The organism is Rathayibacter festucae DSM 15932, assembly GCF_004011135.1.
In the GTDB taxonomy this organism is placed as follows: Bacteria; Actinomycetota; Actinomycetes; order Actinomycetales; family Microbacteriaceae; genus Rathayibacter; species Rathayibacter festucae.
The window spans coordinates 2,492,799-2,506,830 of the sequence record NZ_CP028137.1 but is presented as its reverse complement, the minus strand read 5'-3'; the positions used below and the strand labels follow the sequence as shown (position 1 = coordinate 2,506,830).

Here is a 14,032-nt window from a genome sequence, read left to right as displayed (position 1 = left end):
AGTCGCGTGTATCTCGAGGACGACCGCAGCGGAGGAGTCCGCCTCGTCACGAGCCCGACCGACCTCTCCTCCTGGTCGGCCTGCGAGTGGGCGGTGCTGCGCCGGCTCGACGCGACCCTCGGCCGAGCGCCCCGCGTCGTCGTCGAGGAGGACGCGATGCTGCAGCGCACCGTCGTGCTCGGCGACGAGCACGAGGTCGCCTTCCTCGCCGAGCTGAAGCGCACCCACGAGGTCCTCGAGTTCGCCCGCCCCGAGTGCGCCGACTACGCGCGGGCCGCGGACGAGGCGGTCGAGGCGATGCGCGCGGGAGTCGACGTGCTCTACCAGGCCACCTTCTACGACGGCACCTTCATCGGCTTCTCCGACTTCCTGCTCCGCACCGAGGACGGCGCCTACGAGGTCTACGACACCAAGCTCGCCCGGCACGCGAAGATCCCGGCGCTGCTGCAGCTCGCCGCGTACGCCGAGCAGATGGCGGCGCGGGGGATCCGCGTGGGCGAGAAGGTCCACCTGGTCCTCGGCGACGGCACGACCACCAGCCACGACCTCGCGATGATCGCCCCCGTGCAGCGGGTCCAGCGGGCGCGCCTGCGCGCGGTGCTCGAGGAGCACCTCGCCGCGACCGAGCCGGTGGCCTGGGGCGATCCGCGCTTCACCGCCTGCGGCCGCTGCGGCCTCTGCGCCCCCGAGGTGCAGGCCCACCGGGACCCGATCCTGGTCGCGGGCATGCGCCTCGACCAGCGCGCGAAGCTCGCCGCCGCCGGCATCACCACCCTCGACGCGCTCGCGGTCAGCGCGGGGCCGGTCCCCGGGATGAGCGCCGGCGCCGCCGAGACGCTGCGCGCCCAGGCCCGCCTGCAGATCGCCACCGAGGCCTCGGCCGACCACGTCCCCGTCGTCGAGGTCGTCGACGCCTCCGTGCTGACCGCCCTGCCCGCCCCCGACCCGGGCGACCTCTTCTTCGACTTCGAGGGCGACCCGCTGCACGCGGAGGACGGCCAGTGGGGCCTCGACTACCTCTTCGGCATGGTCGACCAGGACGAGGTCTTCACCGCGTTCTGGGCGCACGATCTGGCGGCCGAGCGCCGCGCCCTCGTCGACTTCCTCGCCCTCCTGCGCGAGCGGCGGGCGCGCTTCCCGCGGATGCACGTCTACCACTACGCCTCCTACGAGCGCAGCCACCTGCTCTCGCTCGCGCAGCGGCACGGCACGGGGGAGGAGGAGGTCGACGCGCTCCTGCGCGACGGCGTCCTCGTCGACCTCTACCCCGTCGTCCGCCGGGCGCTGCGCGTCGGCTCGCGCAGCTACTCGATCAAGAAGCTCGAGCCGCTCTACATGGGCGAGGAGGCGCGCGACACCGAGGGAGTGACGAACGCGGCCGACAGCATCACCGAGTACGTCGAGGCGCGGGCGCTGCTGCAGTCGGCCGATCGGGACGCCGCGTCGGCGGAGAGGGACCCGGCGAAGGCCGAGGCCGACCGCCGCGAGGGCGAGCGCCGCCTCGCCGAGATCGGCGAGTACAACGCCTACGACTGCCGCAGCACCCTGCGCCTGCGCGACTGGCTGCGCTCGCTCGTCCCCGCCCGCGAGGAGGAGCCGCTCCCGCTCGTCGACGTCGACCTGCCCGTCCCGCGCGAGCCGGACCCGGTCGCCGTCGCCCTCCTCGCCGAGGTCGAGGGGATCGAGCCGCGCGAGCGCACCCCCGACCAGACCGCCCTCGCCCTCGCCGGCGCGGCGATCGACTACCACCGCCGCGAGGCGAAGACCTTCTGGCAGGAGCACTTCGACCGGCTGCGGCAGCCGCTCGACGACTGGGCCGACGCCCGCGACGTGGTCGTCGTCGAGCGGGTCGAGGTCGTCCGCGACTGGTCGACGCCGGCCCGGGCGCGCACCCTCTCCCGCGAGCTGCGGATCCTCGGCCGCCTCGCCCCGGGCAGCCGGCTGAGCATCGGCGCCAAGCCGTTCCTCGTCTACGACTCCCCGGCGCCGCCCGGGGCGCCCTCGCCCGGCCCGGGGATGCGCGGAGCCTCCGACCGCTCCGAGATCCTCGCCGCGTCCGACGACGGCGAGCGGATAGTCCTGCTCCTCAAGGAGGGCCTGCGCGTGGGGGAGGACCCGCACGACGACGTCCCGATCGCCCTGGCGCCCGCACCGCCGCCCCGGGCCGCCCCGCAGCCCGAGGCGATCGCGGAGTGGGGCGGCCAGGTGCTCGACGCCCTGCCCGAGATGCTCGCCGACCCCGCCCTCGACGTGCTCCGGCGCGTGCCGCCGGCCGTCGTCGCGCCGGTCGAGGGCGACGACGTGATCGGCGCGGTCGTCGAGACCCTGCTCGGTCTCGAGCGCGCGACGCTCGCCGTCCAGGGCCCGCCCGGCACCGGCAAGACCTACGTCGGCTCGCACGTCATCGCCCGGCTCGTCACCGAGCACGGCTGGCGGGTCGGCGTCGTCGGGCAGTCGCACTCCGTCGTCGAGAACGTGCTGACCGCGGTCGTCGCGAAGGGCGTCGACCGCGCCCGGGTCGCGAAGGTGCCCAAGGCCGGCAGCTCCGCGGAGGCGCTCGCCGCCGTCGCCTGGACGCCGGTGAAGAACGGCGCCGCCCTCGCGGCGCTCGCCGAGGGCGGCGGCTGCGTCGTCGGCGGCACCGCCTGGACCTTCGCCAACGCGGGCAGCGTCCCGCGCCGCTCCCTCGACCTGCTGGTGATCGACGAGGCCGGCCAGTTCTCGCTCGCGCCGACCATCGCCTCCGCGATCGCCGCCGAGCGCGTGCTCCTCCTCGGCGACCCGCAGCAGCTCCCGCAGGTCAGCCAGGGCTCGCACCCCGAGCCGGTCGACGAGTCGGCGCTCGGCTGGCTCGCCGACGGCCACGACGTCCTGCCGCCCGCCTACGGCTACTTCCTCGCGCAGACCTACCGGATGCACCCCGCGCTCGCCGCCGCCGTCTCCGAGCTCTCCTACGAGGGCGCCCTCTCCTCCCGCGCCCCGGAGCAGCGCCGGCTCGACGGCGTCGCGCCCGGACTGCACGCGGTGCCGGTCGTGCACGCCGGCGACACCACGTCCTCCCCGGACGAGGCGCGCCGCGTCGTCGAGATCGCGCTGACCATGGTCGGCCGCGCCTGGCGGGACGAGCACGGCGAGCGCTCGCTCACCGCCGCGGACGTCATCGTCGTCGCCCCCTACAACGCGCAGGGCGCCCTGCTCCGCGAGGCCCTCGACGCGGCCGGGCTCGAGGAGACGCTGGTCGGCACGGTCGACCTCTTCCAGGGCCGGGAGGCGGTCGTCGCGATCGTCTCGCTCGCCGCCTCCTCCGGCGCCGACGTCCCGCGCGGCCTCGAGTTCCTGCTGCTGCCCAACCGGCTGAACGTCGCGATCTCGCGGGCGAAGTGGGCCGCGTTCCTCGTGCACTCGCCGGCGCTCGCCGCGTCGCCGCCCACCTCGATGGCGGCGCTCGAGCGGCTCTCGCGCTTCATCCGCCTCCTCGAGATCGCGGAGGAGACGGCGCAGGAGTGACGGATTCCGTCGTGCGGATCCGCTCCGCCTCCCGATTTCCACAGTCCGGGCCTTGAACCACGAGTGATTCCGTCGCTACGGTGGCCGCATGAGAATCCTCCTGGTCGGCGCCGGCGGCGTCGGCGACGCCTTCGCGAAGATCGCCGCCCGCCGCTCCTTCTTCGAGCAGATCATCGTCTGCGACTACGAGCTCGCCCGAGCGGAGCGCACCGTCGCCTGGATCCTCGAGCGGCACGGCGCCGACGGCGTCGAGAACCGCTTCGTCGCCGCGCGCATCGACGCCTCCGACGCCGAGAACGTCGAGACCGTCGCCCGCGCGCACGGCGCCACCCACGTGATGAACGCGGTCGAGCCGTCCTTCGTGCCGACGATCTTCGCGGGCGCCCTCGCCGCCGGCGCCGACTACGTCGACATGGCGATGAGCCTCTCCCGGCCGCACCCCGAGGAGCCGCACGCGAAGACCGGCCTGAAGCTCGGCGACGAGCAGTTCGCCGCCGCGCCCACGTGGGAATCCGCCGGCCGCCTCGCCCTGGTCGGGATGGGCGTCGAGCCCGGGCTCTCCGACGTCTTCGCCCGCTACGCCGCCGACCACCTCTTCGACGAGATCGACGAGCTGGGCGTCCGCGACGGCGCGAACCTCGTCGTCCGCGACGACTCCGGCGCCGAGATCTTCGCGCCCTCCTTCTCGATCTGGACGACCATCGAGGAGTGCCTGAACCCGCCGGTGATCTTCGAGAAGGACCGCGGCTGGTTCACGACGCCGCCGTTCTCCGAGCCGGAGGTGTTCGAGTTCCCCGAGGGGATCGGCCCCGTCGAGTGCGTCAACGTCGAGCACGAGGAGGTGCTGCTGATGCCGCGCTGGCTCGATGCGAAGCGGGTCACCTTCAAGTACGGCCTCGGCGCCGAGTTCATCGGGGTCCTCCGCACGCTGAACCTGCTCGGACTCGACCGCACCGAGCCGGTCCGGGTCCGCTCCGCCGACGGGCCGGTGCTGGTCGCGCCCCGCGACGTGGTCGCCGCGGGCCTGCCCGACCCGGCGAGCATCGGCCCGCGGATGACCGGCAAGACCTGCGCGGGCCTCTGGGTCTCCGGCGCCAAGGACGGCGAGCGCCGCGAGGTGTACCTGTACCACGTGAGCGACAACGAGTGGACGATGGCCGAGTACGGCACCCAGTGCGTCGTCTGGCAGACCGCGCTCAACCCGGTGATCGCCCTCGAGCTGCTCGCGACGGGCGCCTGGTCCGGCGCCGGCGTGCTCGGGCCGGAGGCGTTCGACGCCGAGCCGTTCCTCGAGCTGATGGCCCGCCCGCTCGAGGAGGGCGGCTACGGCCAGTCGTGGCACGTCCGCGAGGACTGAGCGGGGCCGGGCGCGGATCCGGGCCGGGATGTCGCGCCGTCGCGACCCTAGGCTGACCCCATGAGCAACGACGACGGGCTCGCCTCGGCGAGGGACGACGCACGCACGGCCCTCGAGGCCGCCCGACGACTGCAGGCCCAGGCCGCGGAGGCGCTGGCCCGCGCCGAGGCTGCTGCCGCGGCCCTCGAGACGGTCGCCGGTCCGGAGGAGGCGGCCGCGGTCGTCGACGACGTGCGGCTGGTCGACGTCGGGCCGGGGGAGGGGCCCGCGCCCGCCGCTGCACCCGCACCGGTCGAGGCGCCCGCGTCCGCCGCGGCACCCGCACCCGTACCGTCCGCCGCCCCCACGCCCGGACCGCTCGCCGAGTCCGCCGTCGACGCCGTCCGTGCCGGCTACGCCTTCACCGGCTCCGCCCTCGAGATCGGCGCCCTCGTCAACGGCGACGCCCGCGCCGACGTCCCCGTCCGCATCCCGCTCGGGATGCTCAACCGCCACGGCCTCGTCGTCGGCGCGACAGGCACCGGCAAGACCAAGACGCTCCAGGTCCTCGCCGAGCAGCTCTCCGCGCACGGCGTCCCCGTCTTCGCCGCCGACATCAAGGGCGACCTCTCCGGACTCGCGACCGCCGGCACCGCCGATGAGAAGCTGCTCGCCCGCACCCGCACCATCGGCCAGGACTGGACCCCCGAGGCCGCCCCCGCCGAGTACTTCGCCCTCGGCGGCGTCGGCACCGGCGTCCCCGTCCGCGCGACCGTCACCGGCTTCGGCGCCCTGCTGCTGGCGAAGGTCCTCGGCCTCAACCACACCCAGGAGTCGAGCCTCGGCCTGGTCTTCCACTACGCCGAGAGCGCCGGGCTGCCGCTCGTCGACCTCTCCGACCTGCGCGCCGTGCTCACCTACCTCGTCGGCGACGAGGGCAAGGCCGAGCTGGCCGAGCTCGGCGGGCTCTCCAAGGCCACCGCCGGCGTCATCCTGCGCGAGCTGATCGCCTTCGCCGACCAGGGCGCCGACGTCTTCTTCGGCGAGCCCGAGATCGACACGGCCGAGTTCCTCCGCCTCGCGCCCGACGGCCGCGGCGTGGTCAGCCTGCTCGAGGTCCCCGGAGTCGCGGACAAGCCCGCGCTGTTCTCGACGTTCCTGATGTGGCTGCTCGCCGACCTCTTCAACGACCTGCCCGAGGTCGGCGACCTCGACCGGCCCAAGCTGGTCTTCTTCTTCGACGAGGCGCACCTGCTCTTCCGCGACGCCTCGAAGGACTTCCTCGCCGCCGTCACGCAGACCGTGCGGCTGATCCGCTCGAAGGGCGTCGGCATCGTCTTCGTGACGCAGACCCCCAAGGACGTGCCGAGCGACGTCCTCGCCCAGCTCGGCTCGCGGATCCAGCACCAGCTGCGCGCGCACACCCCCGACGACGCGAAGGCCCTGCGCGCCACGGTCTCGACCTACCCCGAGAGCGACTACGACCTCGGCGAGGTGCTGCAGGCGCTCCCCATCGGCGAGGCGATCGTCACGGTGATGAACGAGCGCGGCGCGCCGACCCCGGTCGCCTGGACCCGGCTCCGGGCCCCCCGCGGCTCGATGGCGCCGACCCCCGAGGCCGAGCGGGAGGCGGCCGTCCAGCGCTCCCCGCTGCTCGCCCGCTACGGCACCCCGCTCGACCGCGACTCCGCCCGCGAGATCCTCACCCGCCGCCTCGACGCGGCCGCCGACGCCGAGGAGGCCCGCGCCGCCGCCGAGGAGCAGGCGGAGGAGGAGTCCCGCCGCGCGAAGGAGCAGGCCGCCGAGGCCGCCCGCAGCGCCAAGGAGCAGGCCGCCGACGACTCCCGCCGCGCCAAGGAGGACGCCCGCGCCGCCACCCAGCGGGCCAAGGACCGCGCCGCCGCCGAGCGCCGCGCCGACCAGGCCGCCGAGCGCTCCCGCCGCCGCACCGCGCCCACCACCCGCTCCCGCTCCACCCGCCGCGACAAGACCGTCGTCGAGGAGGTCCTCGGCTCCTCGGTCGGGAAGACCTTGTTGCGCGAAGTCGTCCGAGGCATCTTCGGCACGGCCCGCCGCGGGCGCTGACGGGGCGATCTGCGGCGTTGTCGTCAGTCGCGATACCGCCGGTATCGCTCCCTCCTCCGCCTTGCAGCTCACCCCGTCAGCGCCCGCGGCGACTGCTGACCACTGCTGATCGAGTAGCGCACGCCGTTGAAGTCCATGCTGATCGAGTAGCCCGCGAAGCGGGCGTATCGAGATCCACCGTGGCCGGCCGGGCGGGTCTCGATACGCCGCCCTGCGGGCGCCTACTCGACCAGCATGGAGCGCTGATCGCGCCCTCGCCTTCGCTGATCGAGCAGCCCGCTCCGCGGAAGCCCCTGCTGATCGAGCAGCCCACTCCGCGGAGGTCCATGCTGATCGAGTAGCCCGCGAAGCGGGATTCCATGCTGATCGAGTAGCCCGCGCAGCGGGCGTATCGAGATCCGCCGTGCCCAGCCGGGCGGGTCTCGATACGCCGCCCTCCGGCCGGCTACTCGACCAGCATGTGCCGCCGCCCCTCGTGCTGGTGGTGGAGCCGGCCCCGCCGCCCTTCATGCTGATCGAGTAGCCCGCGCAGCGGGCGTATCGAGATCCACGTCACCAGCACTCCCCGTGCAGGGCCGCTAACGCCGCCGTGTTAGCGTCGATACTCGTGACCGAGAGCCCGACGACCCGCGACCGCATCCTCAGCGCCACCGCGGCGCTGCTCGCGGAGGGCGGCCGCGACGCCGTCTCCACCCGGGCGATCAGCTCGGCGGCGGGCGTCCAGGCGCCCACCATCTACCGCACCTTCGGCGACCTCCGCGGCCTGCTCGACTCGGTCGCCGCCGCGGGCTTCGCCTCCGCCCAGGCCGAGTTCGACGCCGTCGACGCACCCGCCGACCCCGTCGACGCCCTGCGCGCCGCCTGGGACCACCACATCGCCTTCGGCCTCGCCGAGCCGCACCTCTACGCCCTGATGTTCACCGGGCGCCCGGGGGAGGAGTCGGAGGCGGCCCGCCTCGCCCGCGGCGTCCTCGCCGCCCACGTCCGCGCCGTCGCCGAGGCCGGCCGCCTGACCGTCGAGGTCGAGCACGCCGCGCGCCTGCTCCAGTCCGCCGCTCTCGGCTGCACGCTGACGCTGGCGTCCGCGCCGGACGACGAGCTCTCCGCCCGCTCCCGCGAGGCCGTCCTCGCCGCGATCACCACGGCGGAGGCGGGCCCGACCGACCCCGCGGCCCGCGCCTTCGCCGCCCACGCGGTCGCCCTGCGGACCGCGCTGCCCGGCGTCGACGGCCTCACCGCCGCCGAGTCCGCCCTCCTCGACGAGTGGCTCCTGCGCCTCACCCGCTGACGAGCGCACTGAGTCGCCCGAGAAGGCTCGTTCTCCACCCCGGGAACGAGCCTTCTCGGGCGACTCGAGTGCCGTCTCGGGCGACTCGGCGGGGGAGGCGCCGTGCGCCGGGAAACACCACGCGCCGGGAAACACCATGCGCCGGGAAACAGAGAACGGCGCCGCAGCTGGCGAGAGCGTGCGGCGCCGTTCGGCGGAGGATGGGGGATTCGAACTCTCCCAGTCGAGCGGTCAAGTTGGGTCCGATCGCTGCAATTGCGGCCTAGTAGTACGCGGGTGCAGTGGCACAGTGAGCGGTCCGGAACGGTTGATGTCGGTTCGATACGGGTCGGAATGTGCCCGCTGGTGTGCCACTTGTCGGAACTGATGCCGTCACTTCCGGCAGATCATCGAGTGTCACCGCCGCCCCCGCTCATAGGGTCCGAGCATGAACGATGCGCTGCACCCCGATCCTGGAACCGCTGTCGTCATCGACGCCGTGAACCGCAGCCATCGCTCGCACGCGTCAATCGCACGGAGTCTCGGGATCTCGGACAGCACGATGCACCGGAAGATGACGTGCAAGTCGCCCATGACCGTTGCGGAAGCGGACCGGATCTGTCGGACGCTCAGGACGACGTTTTCGGCGGAGCTGCGGAGAGCTCAGGTCTGACGCCGCTTCCATGCCAGAAACGCCTCTGCAGCGTCCCTGAGCGTGTCGCCGCCGCCGACGACCCATTCGCCGCGGGTGACGCACACGTAGGTCGGCCGGCCCTGGTACTGCACGAGCCTGATCCAGCCCAGATCCTCACGCTTGTCTGCCATCCGCCATTCGTGCGAAACGACGGACCGCGAGACCATCGAGAGCGGGGTCCAGTGGTGCGACATGCGCCGATCGTGGCGGTGACCACCGACACGCGGGCTCAGCTCTGGTCGGCCTTCCGCTCGATTGTGCCGCGCACTCCTTCAGGCAACATTGAGTAGAAGAGATCGGCCTGCGCGGGCTTGGCCACCAGTTCCTCAGTCACGTCATTGAGGGCGGCGAAGAGGAGTTCAATTATGCCGTTGTCAATTTCACCGAGGTAAAGCGCGACAAAGTCGTCGGGCTCGTCGTCCACGTGCAACGACTTGTTGCCAACGTGCCTCAAGGCGCTAAGGAGACGAGCAGTTGATGTGCTCAAATCGGGCGTAACGTGGGCGATTAGGTCGTCAAGCCGGCCGCGAAAGTCGGGGCGGACCGATCGGAGAAGTCTCTCCAGGGCAGCCCGGGCAAGCGCGGCTGCTGCGCGACGGGAGATCGCCACTACGGCCCTAGCTTCGTCGTACAGCTCGCCCGCTTCAGGCGGCATCTGGGGATGTGCTGGAGGCAGTACTGAAGGGGCAGGCCATATCAACAGGTCCCCCCGCCAGACGCTCGACTTTTTGCAGGAGTAGCACTTACTCATAGCCCAAGTCGGGCGTTCGACGCGACCGTTGGCCGTCGCTCGAGGAGGCTCGTCGATTGCTGGCGTCGATCTCGCAGTGAGTTCGGTCCACGCTTGACCAGTGTGTGCGTGGCACCGAGGGCAGACGAAAGACGGTGCTCCACGTCGCGGTATGACGCTCGACGGCGCCTGCTGGTCGGTCATCCGCGGTTGATCCCCCTGCTGGTGACGATGGCAGGACTTCGGGCTATGACTGCCTGCTGTACGCGAGCGCACAGCAAGTCGGTTGGGCTCGTTCTCAATCTGGGCGTCTCTTCCTCTTCGAACACCGAACACTTCCCGTCAGACTACGGAGATGGCTCGACTTTTCTCGACGTTGAACGCAAAGCAGATCGAGATCCTGCGCTGGGCAGCTAAGGGAGCCCACGCGGACCGCTACCCCGACGGCTTCGCTCACCGGATCACGGCGCGTGCGCTCGAGGCGCGCGGCTACGTGAAGATCGACGGTCGTGGCGCCACGTGGAAGTGCTCAATTACGACGAGCGGGACAGCTTGGCTGCACGAGCATTTCGACATATCGGATGTGCCAGCTCCACCGCTGCTGACAACCTCATCGAGCGGGTGCAGGCTGCGGACGGTTCGCTCCGCGTCGGCCGGCAGGAGGCGGCAGACCTCGGTTCACTCATCGCGGAGAGCATGCGGTCGCTCGGGCGGCCCACCGGCCAGATGCTGATCACGCGGCCGGAAGGCCTCCTGTCCGACTTCGTTCGCGTCGAGCTCGCGCCCCACTACGAGGAAGTCGTGCCGACACGTACGATCACGATCTCGAACACGGCTGCGATTCTGCGGCCCCACGCCAAGGCTCTCCTCAAGAACCGCGAGTGGAGCTTCGTCAGTCCTGACCACCTGCGGCGGGCCGCTCGGGCTCTGCAAGCACTTGAGATTGAGTTCGACCAGCGGGGTTGGATCACTTCCGAACCGCACAACGACCTCACCAGTCGAGGAGTGCATTGGCGTGAGCGGCATGCTCACATGCACATCGAGACGGAGCGCACAGCGTTCCTGCTGCAGGTAGCTGAAGTCTCACGATCAGGGGGTGCGAAGATCCCGTTCGCCGAAAGAGGCAGCCCCGAACACGGTCACCCTCCACAGGGCCGACCGCCGTGGATCGGCAGCCGCAGTACCGAGTTCATTCCGTCCGGTCGACTAGAAGTGCGGCTCTGGGGGTTCTTGCAGAACCGTGAGGGTACGCCCTTCCGTGAGTCGATGCAGACCAACACGAGGCTCTCGGACGCTCTTGGTCAGCTCGTGCGGGCGATGGCAATCGCCGACCTCAAGTTCGGGGAGCGGCAGAGGATCGACGAGAGACGGGGCGAGGAACGGGTAGAGCAGTGGGAGCAGACGCGGGAGCGAGCTGTCGCGCGATTCTTCGAGACGCGAAGGGCTGAGGCACTCGCGTCACAGATCCGAAAGTGGAGGGAGGCCGAGGAGGTGCGCGCCTACAGTGCGGCGGCAAGAGCACGTCTTGAACCTGCCGCGATGGCGTCGAGCGAAAAATGGTTCGAGTGGGTCGATCGTCATGCCGATTCACTTGACCCTCTGGCGCGTCCTAGCTCCCTCTCGCCAGCCATCCCCGCGCCAACGCCAGACGACTTGGCACCATTCATGGGGATGTTTGATCCGCGAGATCCGCATCGCGGCTTCGCCTGACCCGATCATTGCCGGCGCCCGCCACGACCTCGCGCGTCAGCTTCCGCGCAAACCTCACTGTCGTACATGTACCGCCCTGTCTCGCATGTACCGCCCTGTCTCGGGATCGGTCATGACCTGGCCGTTCTTCCAGGCGAGCAACCACGGCGCTTCGTCGCCGAGCTCTCGGTAGGCGTCGACCGCGGAGCCGAGCTAGCCGCGTGGCCGGTGGGGGTGGTTCGGGTCGAAGCGCGTCATCCTGCGAGCGTGGATGGGACCACCGACACGAGCCCGGTAGTGCCCAGTTACGATCGTCCGGTGAAGTTTGAGCGGTGGGTCGACGCGGCGTTGCCCTACTACGGCATCTTTCAGCTGATCCTGTCGTGGCTGCTGCTCGCCCGGGCGATCATGCGGCTCGAGATCTCGGACGGCTACATCGCCGGCTTCATCTTCTTCCTCAGCCTGTGCATCGTTGGCGGATCTTCAGCTGCGAAGCGTGAACCCGCCGCCACAGGCATCGAGGTCACTGCCCGAGGCGGCGGTCCTGCGTCGGCGTCACGTTGAACGACTGGACGTGCCCGCACCCGCTACACACGCCTGTGAACTGGTGCTGGCCGAGGCGTCGATCAGCAGGAGGATTGAACTTCGCGTCGATCGTCGCGCGGCACTCTGTGCAGATGACATCCATGCGGCAACGCTACGCCCGTGAAGGCTGCCGATAGCCCGGCCCACGTGGCAGTAGGGGCAGTACCCCCTAGGGGGTGCGGGGGCGGCGACCCCGGGGGGATAGCGCCAATCTCTCCCCGGCTTTTTTCTTTCTGGCCGGCGGTGGTGCCGGGCGAAGCCTGCTCGCTACAGCAGGTCGCTATGCTCACCCCATGAAGCGCCTTCTACCGGTACTTGCACTCGTCGTCGTCCTCTCGAGCTGCACGTCGGCACCGCAGCCCGCCGAGCAGACATCGCTCGCGTCGTCTAGTCCCTCAGCGGCGGCTGAAGTCGCTCCCGAGTCTCCCGCTCCGACACCTTCCGTCTTGACGACTGAGCAGGCCGCCGCTGCATATCTCGACGGCGTATGCCCCTCGAACATTGCTGCCGAGAACTACAACGCGCAATACGACGCACTGGTCGCCGCCGGGAGTGGAGCGGACATCGCACCGATGCAGACGGCTGCCGTCGCCATGCGTGACGCGAACCAAGCGTCTGCGGTCGCGTTCTCGGCGCCAGATACCCCGTGGCCTACCGAGGTCCAGTCGGACATTGCGGTCATCGCGGCGTCCTACTTCAAAGACCTTGCAGACCTTGATCGCCTGATCCAGGCGGACAGCGCCGACTCTGTCCTTGCCGTGCGATTCAGCGAGCGGACAGCCGAGGAAAAGGCTGCCGGCCCGCGTGTGCGAACACTCCTCGGGCTCGGACTCGACACCCAGGCGAGCTGCGCAGGCCGCTGACCGGCCATCATCCCGACTTGCACCGTAGTGTCCGCTACTCGCTACGTTTCCACTTCTGCACGGTGTTGGTGGAGATCTCGGCTGCGGCTGCGAGTTCGCGGATGGATGCGCCTTCGTTGAGGAGGTCGCGGACGACGTCGTGCAGCTCGGCCTCAGCGTCCTCGAGGGAGCGCTGTGCGGCTCTGAGGCGCGTTGTCTGCTCGTCGCTGAGCGTCTGCTTGACCCGGGGCATCCTGCAACGGTAGCTAGCCTGAAGGGCCTACGACGTTACGAGCTTCACACCGCTGCTGATCTAGCCGGGTGCCCTCAGTAGGGGAAACCGGTACGGTTCGTCTCATGTCGGACATCATTGGCGCTGTTGGCGGGACCGCGATGGGCGCGACTGCGCTCGGCTACGGCATCAAGTTCCTGCATACGGTGATTGGTCCGGGAGCTGCCAACCTCGGGGAGGTCTACCGCGACTGGCAGGACTACCGGCTTCGAAACTGGCTCAAGATCGGGGAAGCCGCCGAACGCCTCGGTGCCGCTGAACTAGGTGGATCTGTCAATCTCAGAGTGGCGCAACGCGCACTCGACGATTCCACGATGCTCTCCGATCCCGTCATGCAGGCTTACGCAGCGGGTGTGCTCGTCGGTGCGAAGTCCGACGATCGGGAGGACGACGAAGCGCTGCCGGTACTCGACCTCCTCAATCAACTCACGCGACGAGAGACAACTCTGCACTTTCAGGTTTATGCGGCTCTTCACCGGGCCGCGCGCGCTGAAGACTTCCCACAAGAACAATGGGCAGAAGTGGAGGTTGAGCTTCCCCTGATGCCCGTGCTCGAAGAGCTGAAGATCCCCGCGATCGATGACGGATCAGAGACAGCATCCATTTTGCGCGTCCTCGCGGGATTGGCGCGGCAATCACTGATCGACCCCAATAGGGGTTACGGCGCGGTGGTCCGTGACCGAACGTTGAACTCTGGGCCGCTAGAGGATTTTGTGGTCTACTGCCGGCCGACAATTCAAGGCATGACTCTTCACGCTTGGGCACACGGAGTCAAGGACGGCGCTCCCCGGCAGCTACTTAGACGAGATCTTCCCGATATCGGAATTCCTACTCTGGGTGGAACCTCTGTCTTCCTCAAGCACTGACGCGGCTGCGGCCGCGACTTTTAGTAGCGCGACGCGATGCTTCTCCGCAGCTCGGAGGGCCCGTCGATGCTGGTATTGGTGCCACCTGCCCTTGATCTCGATCAGTGCGAAACGGTGGATGGTCGGACGGAGACGGCGC

General features: G+C 70.3%; 11 protein-coding genes and 1 pseudogene. 8 read left to right on the top strand and 4 right to left on the bottom strand.

Annotation, left to right across the window (positions count from 1 at the left end):
* Positions 1-6 precede the first annotated feature (6 nt).
* The 4 genes from C1I64_RS11620 (at position 7) to C1I64_RS11605 (ending at position 8,216) form a co-directional block, all read left to right on the top strand.
* Positions 7-3,507: a TM0106 family RecB-like putative nuclease gene (locus tag C1I64_RS11620; protein WP_127887315.1), complete on the top strand. Its 3,501-nt coding sequence runs from the start codon at positions 7-9 to the stop codon at positions 3,505-3,507.
* 88 nt (positions 3,508-3,595) lie between these two features.
* The gene (locus C1I64_RS11615) at positions 3,596-4,864 is read left to right on the top strand and encodes a saccharopine dehydrogenase family protein (protein ID WP_127887314.1); all 1,269 of its coding nucleotides are present in this window, start codon (positions 3,596-3,598) and stop codon (positions 4,862-4,864) included.
* A 60-nt stretch (positions 4,865-4,924) separates the two neighbouring features.
* Complete coding sequence (locus C1I64_RS11610; protein WP_127887313.1) at positions 4,925-6,928, top strand: helicase HerA-like domain-containing protein; 2,004 nt, start codon at positions 4,925-4,927, stop codon at positions 6,926-6,928.
* A gap of 607 nt (positions 6,929-7,535) precedes the next feature.
* Entirely contained in the window at positions 7,536-8,216 is a 681-nt protein-coding gene (locus C1I64_RS11605; RefSeq protein WP_208645117.1) for a TetR/AcrR family transcriptional regulator, read from the top strand.
* 642 nt (positions 8,217-8,858) lie between these two features.
* Here the strand turns inward: C1I64_RS11605 and C1I64_RS11600 are convergent.
* The 3 genes and pseudogenes from C1I64_RS11600 to C1I64_RS20875 form a co-directional block, all read right to left on the bottom strand.
* Positions 8,859-9,083 carry a hypothetical protein gene (locus C1I64_RS11600; RefSeq protein ID WP_127887312.1) on the bottom strand — a complete coding sequence of 75 codons (225 nt, stop codon included), beginning with the start codon at positions 9,081-9,083 and terminating at the stop codon, positions 8,859-8,861.
* 35 nt (positions 9,084-9,118) lie between these two features.
* Positions 9,119-9,313, bottom strand: coding sequence for a hypothetical protein (locus C1I64_RS20570; RefSeq protein ID WP_244209457.1), 195 nt, complete (start codon positions 9,311-9,313; stop codon positions 9,119-9,121).
* A 9-nt stretch (positions 9,314-9,322) separates the two neighbouring features.
* Positions 9,323-9,544: pseudogene (locus C1I64_RS20875) on the bottom strand (DUF4145 domain-containing protein); the annotation flags it as partial.
* 594 nt (positions 9,545-10,138) lie between these two features.
* Between C1I64_RS20875 and C1I64_RS11590 the strand changes: the two are divergent.
* The 3 genes from C1I64_RS11590 to C1I64_RS11580 all read left to right on the top strand — a co-directional run bounded on the left by C1I64_RS11590 (position 10,139) and on the right by C1I64_RS11580 (position 12,756).
* Positions 10,139-11,329 carry a hypothetical protein gene (locus C1I64_RS11590; RefSeq protein ID WP_127887310.1) on the top strand — a complete coding sequence of 397 codons (1,191 nt, stop codon included), beginning with the start codon at positions 10,139-10,141 and terminating at the stop codon, positions 11,327-11,329.
* 246 nt (positions 11,330-11,575) lie between these two features.
* Positions 11,576-11,872 (top strand): hypothetical protein, encoded by a 297-nt coding sequence (locus C1I64_RS11585; protein ID WP_127887309.1) that lies wholly within the window; start codon positions 11,576-11,578, stop codon positions 11,870-11,872.
* 467 nt (positions 11,873-12,339) lie between these two features.
* On the top strand, positions 12,340-12,756 hold the full coding sequence (locus C1I64_RS11580) for a hypothetical protein (protein WP_127887308.1): 417 nt from the start codon (positions 12,340-12,342) through the stop codon (positions 12,754-12,756).
* A gap of 34 nt (positions 12,757-12,790) precedes the next feature.
* On the opposite strand, the gene C1I64_RS11575 is transcribed toward C1I64_RS11580, so the two are convergent.
* Complete coding sequence (locus C1I64_RS11575; protein ID WP_127887307.1) at positions 12,791-12,988, bottom strand: hypothetical protein; 198 nt, start codon at positions 12,986-12,988, stop codon at positions 12,791-12,793.
* Positions 12,989-13,092: 104 nt separating this feature from the next.
* Between C1I64_RS11575 and C1I64_RS11570 the strand changes: the two genes are divergently transcribed.
* Positions 13,093-13,893, top strand: coding sequence for a hypothetical protein (locus tag C1I64_RS11570; RefSeq protein ID WP_127887306.1), 801 nt, complete (start codon positions 13,093-13,095; stop codon positions 13,891-13,893).
* Positions 13,894-14,032: the final 139 nt, after the last annotated feature.